This window comes from Enterococcus sp. B2E4 (assembly GCF_030499455.1).
Lineage (GTDB): Bacteria > Bacillota > Bacilli > Lactobacillales > Enterococcaceae > Enterococcus_D > Enterococcus_D casseliflavus.
This window is the reverse complement of sequence record NZ_JAUKPK010000021.1, coordinates 1-16,649: the sequence shown is the minus strand read 5'-3', so window position 1 is coordinate 16,649 and position 16,649 is coordinate 1. Positions and strand designations below refer to the sequence as shown.

General features: G+C 44.7%; 16 protein-coding genes and 1 other annotated feature. Of the genes, 8 read left to right on the top strand and 8 right to left on the bottom strand.

Annotation, left to right across the window (positions count from 1 at the left end):
- Positions 1 to 48 precede the first annotated feature (48 nt).
- Genes scrK through Q1X33_RS14055 form a run of 3 tightly spaced genes read right to left on the bottom strand, consistent with a single transcriptional unit; the run spans position 49 to position 2,317 of the window.
- Positions 49 to 921 (bottom strand): fructokinase ScrK, encoded by an 873-nt coding sequence (gene scrK, locus Q1X33_RS14065; protein WP_010749999.1) that lies wholly within the window; start codon positions 919 to 921, stop codon positions 49 to 51.
- Positions 922 to 940: 19 nt separating this feature from the next.
- Positions 941 to 1,438 carry an LURP-one-related/scramblase family protein gene (locus Q1X33_RS14060; protein ID WP_005228181.1) on the bottom strand — a complete coding sequence of 166 codons (498 nt, stop codon included), beginning with the start codon at positions 1,436 to 1,438 and terminating at the stop codon, positions 941 to 943.
- Positions 1,439 to 1,441: 3 nt separating this feature from the next.
- The gene (locus Q1X33_RS14055; RefSeq protein ID WP_005228179.1) at positions 1,442 to 2,317 is read right to left on the bottom strand and encodes an SPFH domain-containing protein; all 876 of its coding nucleotides are present in this window, start codon (positions 2,315 to 2,317) and stop codon (positions 1,442 to 1,444) included.
- Between the two features lie 165 nt (positions 2,318 to 2,482).
- Between Q1X33_RS14055 and Q1X33_RS14050 the strand changes: the two genes are divergently transcribed.
- On the top strand, positions 2,483 to 2,839 hold the full coding sequence (locus Q1X33_RS14050) for a hypothetical protein (RefSeq protein WP_005228172.1): 357 nt from the start codon (positions 2,483 to 2,485) through the stop codon (positions 2,837 to 2,839).
- A gap of 39 nt (positions 2,840 to 2,878) precedes the next feature.
- Here Q1X33_RS14050 and queG read toward each other — a convergent pair whose 3' ends face one another.
- Entirely contained in the window at positions 2,879 to 4,054 is a 1,176-nt protein-coding gene (gene queG, locus Q1X33_RS14045; RefSeq protein WP_005228165.1) for a tRNA epoxyqueuosine(34) reductase QueG, read from the bottom strand.
- Positions 4,055 to 4,313: 259 nt separating this feature from the next.
- On the opposite strand from queG, the gene Q1X33_RS14040 reads away from it, so the two are divergent.
- From Q1X33_RS14040 to dhaL, 4 genes are all read left to right on the top strand, one after another.
- Positions 4,314 to 6,638, top strand: coding sequence for an HAD-IC family P-type ATPase (locus Q1X33_RS14040; RefSeq protein ID WP_005228162.1), 2,325 nt, complete (start codon positions 4,314 to 4,316; stop codon positions 6,636 to 6,638).
- Between the two features lie 199 nt (positions 6,639 to 6,837).
- Positions 6,838 to 7,242, top strand: a complete 405-nt coding sequence (gene dhaM / locus Q1X33_RS14035) for a dihydroxyacetone kinase phosphoryl donor subunit DhaM (protein WP_005228160.1) — start codon at positions 6,838 to 6,840, stop codon at positions 7,240 to 7,242.
- The gene (dhaK, locus tag Q1X33_RS14030; protein WP_005228158.1) at positions 7,239 to 8,222 is read left to right on the top strand and encodes a dihydroxyacetone kinase subunit DhaK; all 984 of its coding nucleotides are present in this window, start codon (positions 7,239 to 7,241) and stop codon (positions 8,220 to 8,222) included. The genes dhaM and dhaK overlap by 4 nt, the downstream gene beginning before the upstream one ends.
- 14 nt (positions 8,223 to 8,236) lie before the next feature.
- The gene (dhaL, locus tag Q1X33_RS14025) at positions 8,237 to 8,842 is read left to right on the top strand and encodes a dihydroxyacetone kinase subunit DhaL (RefSeq protein ID WP_005228156.1); all 606 of its coding nucleotides are present in this window, start codon (positions 8,237 to 8,239) and stop codon (positions 8,840 to 8,842) included.
- Between the two features lie 77 nt (positions 8,843 to 8,919).
- Here dhaL and Q1X33_RS14020 read toward each other — a convergent pair whose 3' ends face one another.
- From Q1X33_RS14020 to hisS, 4 genes are all read right to left on the bottom strand, one after another.
- On the bottom strand, positions 8,920 to 10,788 hold the full coding sequence (locus Q1X33_RS14020; protein ID WP_005228155.1) for an acyltransferase family protein: 1,869 nt from the start codon (positions 10,786 to 10,788) through the stop codon (positions 8,920 to 8,922).
- A 198-nt stretch (positions 10,789 to 10,986) separates the two neighbouring features.
- On the bottom strand, positions 10,987 to 11,862 hold the full coding sequence (locus Q1X33_RS14015) for a YitT family protein (protein ID WP_005228153.1): 876 nt from the start codon (positions 11,860 to 11,862) through the stop codon (positions 10,987 to 10,989).
- 155 nt (positions 11,863 to 12,017) lie between these two features.
- Positions 12,018 to 13,793: an aspartate--tRNA ligase gene (aspS, locus tag Q1X33_RS14010; RefSeq protein WP_005228151.1), complete on the bottom strand. Its 1,776-nt coding sequence runs from the start codon at positions 13,791 to 13,793 to the stop codon at positions 12,018 to 12,020.
- An 11-nt stretch (positions 13,794 to 13,804) separates the two neighbouring features.
- Complete coding sequence (gene hisS, locus Q1X33_RS14005; protein WP_005228149.1) at positions 13,805 to 15,103, bottom strand: histidine--tRNA ligase; 1,299 nt, start codon at positions 15,101 to 15,103, stop codon at positions 13,805 to 13,807.
- Between the two features lie 109 nt (positions 15,104 to 15,212).
- Here hisS and Q1X33_RS14000 point away from each other — a divergent pair, with 109 nt between their 5' ends.
- The 3 genes from Q1X33_RS14000 (at position 15,213) to Q1X33_RS13990 (ending at position 16,557) form a co-directional block, all read left to right on the top strand.
- Positions 15,213 to 15,347 carry a hypothetical protein gene (locus tag Q1X33_RS14000; protein WP_301969731.1) on the top strand — a complete coding sequence of 45 codons (135 nt, stop codon included), beginning with the start codon at positions 15,213 to 15,215 and terminating at the stop codon, positions 15,345 to 15,347.
- Positions 15,348 to 15,464: 117 nt separating this feature from the next.
- Positions 15,465 to 15,672, bottom strand: a binding site (T-box leader).
- 189 nt (positions 15,673 to 15,861) lie between these two features.
- Positions 15,862 to 16,296: a thioesterase family protein gene (locus Q1X33_RS13995; protein WP_005228147.1), complete on the top strand. Its 435-nt coding sequence runs from the start codon at positions 15,862 to 15,864 to the stop codon at positions 16,294 to 16,296.
- A gap of 90 nt (positions 16,297 to 16,386) precedes the next feature.
- A complete protein-coding gene (locus Q1X33_RS13990; protein WP_008379536.1) occupies positions 16,387 to 16,557 on the top strand; it encodes a hypothetical protein in 171 nt (56 codons plus the stop codon).
- The last annotated feature ends 92 nt before the right edge of the window (positions 16,558 to 16,649 follow it).

Sequence of the window (16,649 nt, the reverse complement as noted above, 5' to 3'; positions counted from 1 at the left end):
ATACGCTGTAAAAAAAGATCATACCCGAAGAGTATGATCTTTTTTTATTTATGAATGTAAGACCGCTTCTCGAGCCAACGCCAAACAACCGAGGGTTCCAGCGTTGTCTTCTAATGCTGGGGTCACGATATATTTGCTTAACTCAGGTGTTTCGACATACCCATTGACCAATTTTGCAAATGCGTCGTGGACGTTTTGCAGCATATGGCGTTGTTTCATCACACCACCACCAAAAATGATCACATCTGGAGAAAACATCAAGGTTGTATTGTAGGCGCATTGAGCAATATAGGAGGCTTCGATTTCCCAATAAGGATCATCTTCTGCAACCTCTTGCCCTTTTTTCCCTAAGCGTTTTTCGATGGCGGGTCCAGCAGCCATCCCTTCTAAACAGTTGCCATGAAATGGACAGCTGCCTGCAAAGTCATCTTTTGGATGAGGGACGACCAGCATATGCCCCATTTCTGGATGACTAAAGCCTTCGATAAAGCGCCCTTCTTGTAAGGCACCGCCGCCAACACCTGTACCGATCGTGTAATAAACGACACTACTCAATCCTTTGCCACTGCCGAAGACATACTCACCATAGGCAGCCGCATTGACATCTGTTGTCCAAGAAATCGGGATCGGAAATTCTTTTTTCATGGTACCGATGAAATCAAAATTTTGCCATGCCAATTTCGGGGTCGAGGTAATGTACCCATAAGTGGCAGAATCGCGATGGATATCGATAGGCCCAAATGAGCCAATCCCAATCCCTGCTAAATCTGCTTGGTATTGTTTGAAGAAACCAATGACTAAAGGCATTGTTTCTTCAGGTGTCGTTGTCGGAAAGCTCACTCTTTCCTTGATTGTCATTTCTTCATCGCCAATGGCGCACACAAATTTTGTGCCGCCTGCTTCAATCGAACCGTATAACATGCACATCGCTCCTTTTTTTCTAACTACTTGTTGAACTTGACGCTGCGGCATCATCTGCTTTGACGCGATCGATGGCTACCACTAATGCAATGATCAGGTCATCTAGATCTTCTTCATAGATCACAACTTCATAGGTATCGCCCCAAGAGATCCATTTTTTGTGGATCTCTGCGATTCGCTTACCGTTGCGGTTGACCACAAAATCCATATCCCACCAATTGCCGTCCACATCGATGCCTTCTGCACTGATGGAATAGCGGGCTTTAAAAAATGTGAAATGTTTTTCTAAAACGATCGCTTCTTGGCCGTGGACTTCCACAAAAAATTTTGGTAATAAACTGAACACTTTTTTGGTGATCTCCGCGATCGGTCGCTGCTGCTCATTGAAGATCGTAAAACTTTTCGGGATCTTAAAAAAACTGCCTTCGACATAATAGCGAGGGTTTTGTAAGTCATCGGTCACGGTAAATTTTTCGCCGATGCTGAAAACCTTCTGTTTGATGTAAAGTTTCTTCAAATGCTACACTCCTTTCTCTTTGACATCGCCCGTATTGATCACCGGCTGCGTGCCTTTATCGGTAATGATCGACACCAATAAATTATTGATCAGTTGGACTTTGCGGTCATCTGTGAAATTGATGTCCTGTCCGTCTTCGATTTGTTCTAACGCCATTTGTGTCATGGAGACGGCCCCTTCAACAATGATTTGCCGTGCTGATAAAATTGCTTTAGCTTGTTGGCGCTGCAACATCGCACTAGCGATCTCAGTCGCATACGCGAGGTGATTTAAGCGGGTCTCCAAGACTTCGACCCCGGCAACAGCCAATCGTTCTTGCAATTCTTTTGCCAGTTCTTCCGAAACTTCATTGGTATTGCCTCGCAACGTCAGATCATCGTCATTGAACGTGTCATACGGGTATTGCGTCGCAATATGACGAATCGCTGTTTCACTTTGGATCTCAATGAAATCTTGGTAATAATCGACATCAAACAATGCTTTCGCCGTATCTACGACTTTAAAAACCACCACCGCCGAGATCTCGATCGGGTTTCCATCTGAATCATTGACCTTCAACAGCGAACTGTTAAAGTTGCGGACTTTCAATGAAACATTGATTTTTTGGGTTAATGGGGTTGTCACGAACAAGCCGTTGTCTTTAATGGTTCCTAAGTACTGCCCAAAAAAGAGGATCGCTTTGGCTTGGTTGGGCTGTACGATCGTTAACGAACTAAGGAAAAGAAACGAAACGATCCATAAAAGAATGCTGAGAACGATTTCGAGAACGCTCTCATTTACGAACCCATGATAAAACAAATAACCGCCGCCAACTAATAACCCGATCAGCACAACCAGTGCTAAATACCCATTCACATGAAATGTCTGTTTTTCTGTCATTTTTATTCCTTCCCTTCTTGCTCTTATCTTACCTTGGTTAAAGCCGCTGTGCAAATGTTCTTGCGCATATCAGGGACGATTCCCAATCAAGCTATTTTGTTTTCTGCAACTTTCCCGTTACAATTAAGGTAGGACAATATTTTTCTCAAAAAAGGGGTAATTCTTATGGCACAAAAAATTGACTTAGAAACGAGTAAATGGTCGTTGGAATCGATCATTAAAACGGTCGGCACCGATCTATCCTCTGTTGTAGAGGTACAAAACAAAGATGGCATTGACGTTGTAGTGATCTCGAAAGACGAGTGGCAACATCTTTTGGAATTACTCGATGCACGTCATGCAGAAGGCTATCGGTTGGAACAAGAGCTTCCTGAAGAAATTTTAGTTGACGTTGCCGATACCGACAACCAATACACCGAAGAAGGCGAGTTAGAAATGGAGCTGCCTGAGCGTGTGCATCCAGCACCTGATTTTGAACTGGATTCAGAAGAAATCGTTGAAAGTGATGACGTACTAGATTAAACAAAAAAGCAAAACGGCCACAGGCACGTTTTGCTTTTTTTATAGCTCTTTTTCCTGCTTTTTGGTAATGACCGCTTGCAATCGTTCGATAGCAGGTTGCAATTCTTGCTGTGCTTCTTCTTCGGGTTCTAACTCTGCACATCGTTGCAGTCGCTCTAACCACATCTCTGGTTCTTTGACGCCCAACTGTCCAATGGCCCAATAAGCCGTTCCTCGAATCACTGGCCGCACGTCTTCTGTCGCACAGCGCCAAATCGCTGGCAAGGCACTGCGGTCTCCCACATTGGCTAAGGCGATGATGGCATTACGCTGCAGCGGTTTTTTCCCCCGCCAAGAGCCAGATAGATGGCCAAATTGTTCTTTGAAGGCTTTGTTTGATAAAGATAGCATCGGTTGCAGTTTTGGATAAACGGTATCGACTTCAGGCTCCATCTCTTGATGAAAATGGAAGTCCTTCCCCCGATTATAAGGGCAGACCAACTGACAAATATCGCAACCGTAAATCACGTTATGCATCTTTTTGCGGTACTCTTCTGGCATCATGCCCTTCGTCTGGGTTTGATAGGACAAACAACGCTGGGCATTCATCCGACCATCGCCCAATAACGCTTTAGTGGGGCAAGCCGTCACACAACGCATGCAATCCCCACAACCAAACGGGACTTCTTCATCTGGTTCAAGAGAGATATTGGTGACGATCTCCCCGAGATAAACAAACGAACCAAATTCTTCTGTGATCAGCAAGCCATTACGACCGATAAAGCCAAGACCCGCCCGCTGCGCTGCCGCCACATCCACCAATTCCCCTGTATCGACTTGCGGTGCGAAACGCCATTCGACTTGTTCTTCCATCGTTTGCGCTTGTTCTTTGATAAAGGCGATCAAGCGATCCAACCGTTCTCGCAAAATATCATGGTAATCGATGCCCCACGAGGCACGGGCAAACATGCCACGTTTTTCATCCCGCGGGACTTTCTCTTTGATTTTTGTCGGATAAGCTAAAGCGATCGCAATGATCGTTTGCGGATTTTCAAATGTCCGTTCAGGATAGATACGCTCTTCGATCACGGGATGCTCAAAACCAGAGGTATGGCCTTTGGCTTTTTGTTCCCGCAAGGAAGGCTCCAATGCCAAAAACGGCTCCGCTGAAGCAAATCCGATCTTGTCGATGCCAAGCCGCTTGCTTTCTGCAATAATTTTTTCTTTTAAAGACATGCTCGCTACCCTCTTTTGTCCGCTAAGCATCTGCTTCTCGGCTTTTTCTCTTCCCCTATTATACGTAAGCACCAGAAAAAAGTCGATGGTGCGGTTTGTTCCCCCAGTTTTTTTCTTTCTTTAAAAGAACACGTGTTGATTGTTTAAGATTTTAATTAATTTTATCATTATTTTCCTCGCAACGATTGCATTGCCTTTTTCGAATGCTAGACTAGATAAAGGAATCAGAAAGAAATGAACAAATGAAATGGAGATGCTTATGACTCAATTACCCACCGGCTTGACTGCAGCAGAAGTCGCCAAGAAAACCCAAGAGGGGCTGCACAATGATTATGAAACAAAAACCAGTAAATCAACTGCTGCGATCATCAAGGACAATTTACTGACGTTATTCAATTTTCTCAACCTATTGATTGGCGTTTTTTTATTTGCCGTAGGCGCCTATTCCAACATGTTCTACTTAGCGATTATTTTTGTGAATATCACCATTGGGATCAGCCAAGAATTGCACGCACGTAATTTAGTAAAAAAACTCTCACTTGTTTCACCGCAAACGGTACGAGTGATTCGAGATGGTCAAACCCATGAGATTTCAGCCAAAGAATTGGTCTTAGAAGACTCAGTCATTCTTGGTGCTGGGGACCAAATCCCCGCTGATATGACGGTGCTTTCTGGACTAGTCGAAGTCAATGAAGCGATGCTGACTGGTGAAGCCGATCTGGTTGTCAAAGAAGCAGGTGCTTCCTTACTCTCAGGAAGTTTCATCGTCAGCGGTGAAGTGACAGGAAAAGTCATTCATGTCGGTGCAGAAAACTACGCAGCGAAACTAAGCAATGAGGCGAAGGTCCACAAACCGATCCGCTCTGAGCTGCTTGCTTCGATCCGTAGTGTATCCAAATTCACTAGCTATGTGATCGTTCCTTTAGGGGTGATTTTGTTCTTCCAAGCCTTTATGATGCGAGATGCTGGGATCAAGGAATCCGTCGTCGTTTCTGCCGCTGCCTTATTAGGAATGTTACCAAAAGGACTTGTCCTGCTGATCAGTATCGCCTTGACGACAGGTGTCATTAAATTGGCCAAAAAACGGATTTTGGTCCAAGACATGTATGCCGTTGAAACCTTGGCGCATGTCGATACCCTTTGTCTGGATAAGACGGGGACGTTGACGGAAGGCCATATGGTTCTCGAATCGATCGTTCCTCTCCAAGCTGGCAGCGACCCTAACATGCTCTTAGGGAATTATTTGGCAGCCAGCACAGATAACAATTTGACGATGCAAGCATTGCGTCAAGGCTGCCCTGAGCTAACGGATCATCAGCCGATCGAAGTCGCTGCCTTTTCTTCACAGCGCAAATGGGGTGCTGTAGCTTTTGAACATCTAGGAAATGTCTATCTTGGCGCACCTGAAAAAGTCGCTGGCTCTGCTGCCTTGCCGCAAGTCAAAGAAGCGCAAGAAGCAGGTCTGCGGGTGTTGATTTTAGCCGTAGAGACCGATCCAAAAGCGCCAGCATCCTTTGACCCAACCAATGCACAAGCGGTGGCTATCTTGATTTTATCTGATATCATCCGCCAAAACGCTGAAGAAACCTTGGCTTACTTAGCCGATCAAGGCATCGATCTAAAGGTGATCTCTGGCGATAATCCAATAGCTGTCGCTGCGATCGCCCATCGTGCAGGTCTTGCGAATGCCGATCAAGCCATCGATCTTTCTACCTTAACGACCGAAGCAGAAGTCCGAGAAGCTGCGACACGCTATACGGTCTTTGGTCGTGTGACTCCTGAACAAAAGAAACTACTCGTTCAAGAATTAAAAGCCAATCAACGGACCGTTGCCATGACGGGTGATGGCGTCAACGATGTGTTGGCACTGCGGGAAGCCGACGTCAGCATTGCAATGGCTGCTGGCGACAGTGCGGCTCGTCAAATCGCTAACTTTGTCTTATTGGATTCTGACTTTACTACGTTGCCAGATGTTTTATTTGAAGGACGCCGCGTCGTCAATAACGTGACCAAAGCGTCGGGAATCTTCTTTATCAAGACGATTTACAGCTTCTTGCTCTCTTTGGTTTGTATCCTGACATCCAGCGCCTTTCCGTTCTTGCCGATCCAAATTACATTGATCGACTTAGCAATTGAAGGTTATCCATCTTTCTTCCTTTCCTTTGAAGAAAACAAAGCACCGATCAAAGGTCGTTACTTGCCGACAGTCTTGCTCAATGCGTTGCCAAATGCCTTGTTGGTGTTAGTCAATTACTTTGCGATCCGCTTTTTACAAACCGACTACGGTTGGTCGCAATTTGATACGACGACCTTGTTGTACTATTTGTTGATCGGGATCAGCTGTATCGCTGTGATTCGCGCTTGCTTGCCATTAAATCCATTGCGATTGTTCTTAGCGATTACCACTACCGTGGGGATCTATGTCGCAGCAATGCTTTTCCACGGATTGCTGGAAGTCGGTTTCTTGACCGCCGTAACATTGCCTTACTTCCTTGGCATGATGGCATTGAACATCTGCCTGTACGTGGGGCTTTCTTTCCTAACGAAGCGCTTTTCAGCCAAAATGCTTGTTAAACAATCCTAACCAATTCTGCCGCATCGTCTTTCTTTATCCAGAAAGACGATGCTGTTTTTTTGTCCTCTCCATAGGTGCAACCATACAAGAAGAAAGAAATTTGGTATACTGAACCTGTAGGCGGTTTCAACAAGGACGGTGTTTCTTTGGAAAAGGCAACCCCCTTGTCAAACAGCCAAATTTAATCAGAAAGTGTTGGTGAAATTGGATGAAAAAAAGTATTTTACTCGTTTCTCACAGTCAGCAACTCACCGAAGGATTAAAACAGATGATCGAAGAAATGGCTGATGGCGAGTCAGTCACGATCTATTCTTTAGGCGGGACAGCAGAAGGAGAGCTGGGTTCTGACGCCACGAAAATCGTGGATGCCGTCAACGAATCCGCAGACGCTGAACTGATCTTAGTCTTTGCCGATCTAGGCAGTGCCGTTTTGAATGCCGAACTTGCATACGACATGCTGGAACCTCAGCAACAAGAACGCTATCACCTGATCGACGCGCCGCTGGTGGAAGGTGCATTTGCTGCAGCGATCACCGCTGGTTTCAGTGATGATTTGGCGCAAATCGTTGCAGAAGCAAAAAAAGCAGCCGAGAAAGGATGGCATGAAGCATGAAAAAAATCATTAATGATCCCTCAATGATCGTAGAAGAAATGTTGGCCGGTATCGTAGGCAGTTATCCTGAACTGGTCCATCAAGTCGCCGACTCACGGGTGATCGCTAAAAATAATCAAAAAGAACAAGTCGGTCTTGTTTCTGGCGGTGGGAGTGGACATGAGCCGGCCCATGCTGGCTTTGTCGGTGATGGGATGCTTAGCGCCGCCGTTTTAGGCGATGTCTTCACCTCCCCGACCCCCGACCAGATTTTGACGGCTATCCAAGATTCTGATCAAGGACAAGGCGTCTTGCTGATCGTCAAAAACTATACTGGCGATATCTTGAACTTTGAGATGGCCAAAGATATGGCAGAAATGGAAGAGATCACGACGGAGATCGTGGTCGTGGATGATGATATCGCTGTTGAAAATAGCACCTATACTGCTGGCAAACGAGGAGTTGCCGGTACGGTCTTAGTCCACAAGATTTTAGGCGCAGCTGCTCGTAATGGTGCCAGCTTAAGCGAATTAAAAACATTGGGCGATGCCTTGGTTGCATCGATCAAAACCATTGGGGTCGCATTAAAAGCGGCAACAGTTCCTGAAGTTGGGAAACCAGGTTTTGACTTAGCCGATGATGAGATCGAGTATGGCGTGGGCATCCACGGCGAACCTGGTTACCGTCGAGAAAAACTGAAACCCTCACGTGAACTAGCACAAGAGTTGGTGGAAAAAATCTTAGCGGATTATGAAAAGACCCCAGAAAAAGTCGGTGTCTTGATCAACGGTATGGGTGGTACGCCGCAAATGGAGTTGTTCGTTTTTGCCAATGATGTCGCGAAATTACTCGCAGAAAAAGACATCCCTGTCTCCTTCCATAAAGTCGGCAATTTCATGACTTCCATCGATATGCAGGGACTTTCACTGACCATGATCGATTTCAGCGAAACGGATCACACCGATGCGTTAAATGAAGACGTCACAACAATAGCCTGGTAAAGGAGCGAATAGAGATGCAATTGACAACAGAAACGGTGCAAGCATGGTTAGATACCTTCACGAAAGAAATCGAAGCAAACAAGGCCTATTTAAGCGATTTAGATACACCGATCGGCGACGGGGACCATGGCAACAATATGGCACGCGGCGTAGCTGCTTATCAAGAAGCCTATGCCAAACAACAGCCAACGACGATCAGTGATACCTTTAAAGTCTTCTCGATGGCAATGATCTCAAAAGTCGGCGGCGCTTCGGGTCCCCTTTATGGTTCGGCGTTTATGAATATGACCAAAGCAACGAAGGAACTAGAAACAATCGACTCCTTTGAACAATTAGGTACGATCGTTGAAGAAGGCTTGACCGGCATCAAAATGCGGGGAAAAGCTGAGTTTGAAGACAAAACGATGGTCGATGTCTGGCAACCTGTCGCAGAAGCCTTGAAAAAAGGGGATTTGACCAAGGACACGATCGAAGCAGCGAAAGAACATACCAAAGAACTTGTTGCTAAAAAAGGCCGTGCCTCTTATGTTGGTGAACGTGCCATCGGTCATATCGATCCCGGATCAGCTTCTAGTGCGATTTTGTTTGACTCACTGTTAACGGTGATAGAAAAAGATTAAAAAACGATGCTCTTTCAAAGCACCGTTTAAGACAAAAGACAAACCTTATGATTGCGTAAGGTTTGTCTTTTTCTTGCTTATTCCTCTTGTAAAATCGTTTGGACAACTAGCTTCACGTATTGATCCATGCCATCTGGATTTGGATGGACCCGATCTTCATAGAACCATGACTCTTGGTCATTACTCAAATCATACCAATCGATCAAGGTCATATTGTCGTATTTTTCCGCCATGCGCTCCAACATCCGATTGACTTCATTTTGCCAACGCTGTGTCGGCACCCGCACATTGATCCAGTAGACTTTGCGATCACCGATCTCATTCATAAAGCTATCAAATTGGGCTTCTGTAAAGGAACCATTCGTTCCAAGCCCCACAAGGACGGTATCCCGCAAAAGATTTTTTTCTTTCAAGTCTTTGATCAATTCAGGGCTCGCATACAGCTGGCGCCCAACATCTCCATTAACTACCGCTTGGGTAAAGACTTCTTTCAAGTCAGCCGTTGCATCCAGCATCACGGAATCACCAAAAGCCGTGATTTCAAGAGATTCTGCTTTTTTCACTTGGGCTGCTGTGAGATCATATTTTTCCATGATATTTTTTTCATCTTCACTCGTGTTCGCCTCATCGTCCGCTTCATTGCCTTCAGCGTTCGCATTCTTCTGCGATTGCTCAGCCACTTTTTTATTGGCCGCAATGTTGTCTTTCAACTGCTGCTGCTGGGCATCGACATAATTTGTCGGTGCGGTCACGACGCCAAACAAAGCAACGAGGGTAATGAGCAAGCTGGGCACTAACCACGGTTTTTTCCAACTAAAAATTGGTTTACTGAACCAACCGCGGACCGTTCTGAATGTATCTTTGTACTGGAATTTACGCATTGGGTTTTCGATAAACCGATAGGACAATTCACTGATAAACAAGATCAAGAATAGTTCCACTAACGTGTGCATCAGCACATTCTCCCCGATATTCCCCACTTTTGCTTCGTAAAATATCATCACTGGAAATTGATACAAATAGATCCCATAACTGCGCTTGCCGATATAGCTGAAAATCGGATTACTCAATACACGATTCAAACTGGCTCCGGGATGAGCGGTGACTGCCACAAGAATCGTACATAGGATACTGATCAAGAACATGCCGCCATAATAGACAAAGGTCAAATGATCATCTAAGAAAAAGAACGCTGCAATCAGACCAGCCAAGGAAGCAAAACCAGAGATATTTAAGACTCGTTTGGCTTTTTGCGGTATCTCTTTCTTCAAGTGGGTACTTGGCCAAATGAATGCTAAGGCACTCCCCATCCAGATCGAAAAGAGCCGCGTATCCGTTCCATAATAGACCCGTGTCGGATCAGCGCCAGGTGTGTAAAGGACTGCTAACAGAATTGCCGACAAAATCGTGACTGCGGCAGTAAATTTAAAGGCGCGATGCCTCTGCTTGCCGATTTTCATCAACAAAATAAACACTAAAGGCCAAATCAGATAGTTCTGTCCCTCCACAGCCAATGACCACAGATGGGTAAAGGGAGATTCATTACCAAACCGATCAAAATAGGATAACCCATGATTGATCTGCCACCAGTTGTTATAATACAGCAGCGAGCTAACAAAAACCCCGCGCAAATTATTCAGCAGGTTTCGCTGGAACAAAGTGATATACGCTGCTGAGATAAGCAGCATCACCACCATTCCTGGATAGAGCCGTTTCATCCGCCGAACATAAAAATCTTTGACTTTGATTTTGCCGTTTTGATCCCACTCTTGCCTCAGCAAGTCAGTGATTAAATAACCTGATACGACAAAGAATACTGGAACTCCTAAATACCCGCCTCGCATATGAGTAGGTAGTAAATGATATAAAATAACGCCGATGACTGCCAAGGTTCGAATGCCGTCAAACCCGGTAATATAGCGGCTTGTGCTTAAACGTTTATTCATTTTTCAACCACTTTTCTCTAATTGATCCAATTGTTTCATAAAAAAACAATTTCAGCATGAACGCTATTGATTCCATACTCTCATAATTTACCAGAAATCCCCCATATAAAGCTAGCAACATCTGCTATATTTCAAAAAAATTAATTTTTGGCGAAAAAAAAGTACTTCTATAAAGAAATACTTTTTTCAACTCCTTTTTCACAGTTCTTCTTCATAAAAGCGACCCAAAATCTGGACATTTTCTGCAATACTGACAAAGGCTTTTGGATCGGCTTCTTTCATGGCACTGCGCAGCATCGGCAGTTCAAAGCGTGTCACTACCGTCAGCAAAACCGTTTGTTTGTCATGCTTGTACGCCCCTTCGGCTTCATTGATGATGGTAATCCCTCGCCGCATATGTTTTTGGATCGTTTGAATGACTTCTTCTGGGTTGCGGGTGATGATCGTCACCTGCATTTTCTTTTGCTTCGTAAAGACCGCATCCGTCACTTTTCCACTGACAAAAATCGCGATCGCACTATACAACGCATATTGCCAGCCAAACAAGATCCCGGCGGCAAACAAAATAACAATGTTAAATAAAATCGATATTGAGCCGATCGTCTTCCCTGTCCGTTTGCGGATGGCAATGCTGACAAAATCCAGTCCTCCAGAAGAAAGACCATTCTTCAAGGCATAGCCGATCCCCACTCCATTGATGGCACCACCGAAAATCGCACAGATCATCGGGTCCGTCGTAACGGTTTCTTCGGGTAAAATTTGCACGAATAAGGAGGTGAGTAAAACAGTAATTCCAGTAAAAATCGTAAACTTGTGGCCGATCTTAAACCAACCTAGGAAAAATAATGGCACATTCAACAATAATAGCGCAAGGGATAAGGGGATATAAAATCCGAGCCCTTCTCTTGAGATCGTGGTGATGATCTGAGCGACACCCGTAATGCCGCTGGAATAAATATTACCTGGTTGATAGAAGAAATTGACCGCAATCGATGCCAGCAGCGCATATACGATCGAAAACGAAAGTTTGTTGGCGTATTCTGGATGAGGGAGCCATTTAAACAGAGGAGTCATTGCATTTCATAGCCTCACTTTTTTGATTTGCCTTTATTATACTTCAGCTCATAAAAAAAGAAACGAGCAATGAAAGAAATGGGTGAATTCTCATGAACTTTTTTCATTCATTCACCAATTTCTATTTCATCACTCATTTCATCATGGTTTAACGCTTATTCGTTTTCTTCAACCGTTGTTACATCGATGTTCAAGTCAAACAATTGCATTGGCGAAACGGTACTTGGCGCTTGAGACATTGGATCAGCTGCTTTCCCATTTTTAGGGAAAGCAATGACTTCGCGAATGTTTTCTTCACCAGCCAAGAGCATCACTAACCGGTCTAACCCAAGGGCGATGCCGCCATGTGGTGGGAACCCATAATCCAAAGCATCCAATAAGAAGCCAAATTGATTTTGCATCTCGCGACGTGAGAAGCCTAGCGCTTCAAACATTTGCTCTTGCACTTCCCGTGTATGGATACGCAATGATCCGCCACCTAGCTCATAACCGTTTAGCACAATATCGTAGGCTTGCGCATAGACTTTTGAAGGGTCTGTCGTTAACATCGGCAGATCGCTTTCTTTTGGCAATGTGAATGGATGGTGAGCAGAAACGTAGCGGCCTGCTTCTTCATCGTATTCAAATTGCGGCCAATCAGTGACCCATAGAAAGTTGAATTTGCTCTCGTCGATCAAGCCTAATTCTTTTCCTAATTTATTACGGATCGCCCCCAATGTTGCTGAAACGATCGCAAAGGAATCGGCACCAAACATCAGAATATCGCCAACTTCCGCATTGGCTGCTGCAATGATCGCGTCGGTCGCTTCTGTCAAGAATTTAGCGATTGGCCCTTTCAATCCATCTTCTTCAACTTTGACCCATGCCAATCCTTTGGCACCAAATTGACCAGCGTAATGGCCTAGATTGTCCATATCTTTTCTGGAGTATTTGTCTGCAGCCCCTTTGGCGTTCAAGACTTTCACAACGCCGCCTTTTTCAAGAGCCATTTGGAAGACTTTAAAATCAACGTCTTTCACAACTTCAGATAAGTCGATAAGCTCCATGTCAAACCGTGTATCTGGTTTGTCACTGCCGTAGCGTCCCATTGCCTCATCATAGGTCATCCGTGGGAATGGCAAGGTAACTTCGATGCCTTTGACTTCTCGCATCACTTTTGCCAACAGCTCTTCTGTATAGGTTTGGATTTCTTCTGCCGTCAAGAAAGAGGTTTCGATATCGACTTGGGTAAATTCTGGTTGACGGTCGCCCCGCAAATCTTCGTCACGGAAGCAACGTACGATTTGATAGTAGCGATCGAAGCCAGCACCCATCAATAACTGTTTAAAAATTTGTGGTGATTGCGGCAACGCATAGAAATGACCTGGATAGATCCGTGAAGGAACCAAATAATCCCGCGCACCCTCTGGTGTTGATTTTCCTAGATAAGGTGTTTCGATATCCAAGAAGTCGTTCGTATCTAAGAAATTGCGGATCGCTTGCGTCGTTTTCGCCCGCATCACGATGTTGTTCGTCATTTTTGGACGACGCAAGTCTAAATAACGATATTTCATGCGAATCTCATCGCCAACGGTTTGATCATCTTCAATCAAGAAGGCTGGTGTTTTTGCAGTGTTTAAAATCGTGATTTCGCTGATCATCACTTCATAGGCACCTGTCACCATTTTCGGATTGATGGCTTCTGGTGCACGATTGATGACTTGACCTGTTACTTCTAACACATATTCACTGCGGCATTTGTCCGCGATTTCCCAGGCTTCTTTCGAAACCTCAGGATTGAAGACGATTTGCACGATCCCTTCTCGGTCGCGCAAGTCAATAAAGATCACGCCCCCTAAGTCACGGCGCTTTTGCACCCAGCCTTTTAGAGTCACTGTCTGGTTTAAATGGGTCTCATTTACTAACCCGCAATATACTGTACGTTTTGTCATTCTTTTTCTCCTCACTCAAACATTTTGGTTGTCATTTCATCGTAGATCTCATCGAAGCGGGCATAAAGATCCGCTAACGGAAATTGTTTTTCTTCACGGCTTGCCATGGATTTGATATTGATCACTTGTTCTGCTAATTCTGTTTCGCCTAGAGTCAGAACCAACCGTGCTCCTTGTTTATCAGCAGATTTAAACTGGGCTTTGGCTTTACGATCCATGAAATCACGATCGGCAGAAAAACCGAAATTACGAATCGCTTGCACGACTTTCAACGCTTCTAAATTGGTTTCTTGTCCCAAACCAACCACATACGCATCTAACTCATTCAAAGCAGGAATCACAACTTCTTCGGCTTCCATAGTGATCAATAAACGTTCGATCCCTAAAGCAAAACCAAAACCAGGTGTTTCTGGTCCGCCTAGCTCTTCCACTAAATGATTGTAACGACCGCCGGCACAGATGGTGGCTTGCGCCCCCATTTTTGGTGCCTCACTCATGATCTCAAAAATCGTGTGGGTATAATAATCCAGACCGCGCACCATATTTGAATCGATCTCATAAGGGATCTCCAACGCATCCAGCATACCCGTTACGGTTTCAAAATGTGCCTTGGCATCTGGTGTTAAGTAGTCTAGGATCGATGGTGCATCCGCCACGAATTTTTGGTCTCGCTTGTCCTTGCTGTCAAGGACCCGCAAAGGATTTTCATGCAAGCGGCGTTTTGAATCCTCACTAAGCTCCGCTTCATGGGGCGCTAGATAATCGATCAACGCTTGCCGATAGTTTTGGCGTGTTTCTTTATCGCCTAATGAATTGATGACCAAGCGCAATTGACTCAGTCCTAATTGACGATAAAAATCCATTGCCATCGCCATTGTCTCAACATCGGTCGCTGGATTTGCTGAACCGAAAACTTCGACACCGATTTGGTGGAATTGACGCAAACGGCCTTTTTGCGGACGTTCATAACGGAACATTGGTCCCATGTAAAACACTTTATAAGGCTTCGTATGTTCTGGTCCGAATAGTTTGTTTTCGACATAAGAACGAGCGATCGGTGCGGTGCCTTCTGGACGCAACGTCACATGACGCTCTCCTTTATCGTAGAAATCATACATTTCTTTTGAAACGATATCCGTTGTGTCCCCGACACTGCGGGCGATCACTTCAAAGTGCTCAAAAATCGGTGTCCGAATTTCGTTGAATTGATAATCGCGAAACACTAAGCGTGCTGTTTCTTCCACAAATTGCCATTTTTCGGATTCTCCTGGCAAAATATCGTTGGTTCCTTTTGGACGTTGGTAACTCATCGTATGCATCCTCCTATTTGTTTCATGGTTGCCCATGTTCTTTGCTTTCATTGCTTGTTTGCTTATTCACCTATTGCTTGTTGCTCATTGATGTGGGTGGGTTGTTCTCGTGTTTGACTTTTGGGTTATTGCGCTCTTTGCCGTTGGTTGCTGGTCATGGTTTCGTTGGCTTCGACTGCAATTGAACAAAGCAAAAATGCCAGGTACAGCTTTCATGTCTCACTTCCTGCGTCAATCAACGTGATTCCTAGTTTGGTTACTACGCTCCCTACGGTCGCCTAGTACTGTTCATCATCTGCTCTGTTCCGCTTTGCGGACCAGTCGCAGTGATTCACAGCAAAAAACTCGCCCTTGTTTTTTATACAAGGGCGAGTTTTGATTACACGCGGTACCACCTAAATTCGAGAAATGTTCTTCTCCTTCGCTCGATTAACGCTCGGTCACGGAACAGCTTTTCTTCTGTTCATCTCCAGATTGTCTTTCCTTTACACGTCCTAAACTGCTTTCAGCCGGGGCAGTTTTCTCTTTTAAGGAATAGAATAAAGTACTCGATCCTTCACTGATTTTTGATATTATCTATAAACTACAAGAAAGCTATGAAAAAGTCAAGGTGTTTCACTGTCTTTTTCACTCCACTGCTCTCTAGTAGCATTTTCTCTAGTGGTCAACACAAAGAAGCTCTCCTTCTGTTTGCTTTTCTTCCTTTTTGCGTTATGCTGAATAACGAAGGTTTTGTTTCTATGAAAGGAGCTGTTTTTATGTCTTTATATTCAGGCTATATCCGTCAACCACACTACTATGAGACCGATCAAATGGCGATCATCCATCACGCCAATTATATCCGCTGGTTTGAAGAGGCCCGCGTGGAGTTACTCGCGTTTTTGGATTTACCGTATCATACCATCGAAGAAGCGGGCTTGATCGTTCCCGTGCTGGAAGTCAGTGCGCAATACAAAACGATGATTCGTTACGAAGATGAGGTGCGAATCGATGTTTTGGTCGATAAATATACGGGCACGCGTTTGGATTTTCGCTATGAGATCTACAAAACGAGCGATGGTCAGTTGGCAACGACGGGGACTTCAAAGCATTGTTTTTTAGCAAAAGAGACCAAGCGCATCGTGCAGCTGAAGCGTAGTTTTCCTGAAATCCATCAACGATTTGCTGATTATGCTGCCCTGTCAGGGGAATAATCAATTCTGATCACTCATTTAAGTCAAAATCCTTGCTTTTTGAAACGGCTTTCGTATAATCAAAAGTAATTTCAGGGAAGGATGATGGCGATGTACGTGATTAAAGTTTTGCATGGTTACATTGGCAAAGATGGTCGTCGCACTCGTGAAAAAATTCCAGACAAGTTATGGGTCTTTGAAGATCGGAAGCAGTCCGAAGCATTTGCAGATAAAATTGGTGGTCGCGTCAAACCGTTAACTGAAGTCAAACAGCATACGTAAAAAAATAAGCCGTTATCGTCTTTTGCGCATAGACGATAGCGGCTTATCTTTTTGGCTCTATAATTTATGGGACTGATGAATCAGAATTGATT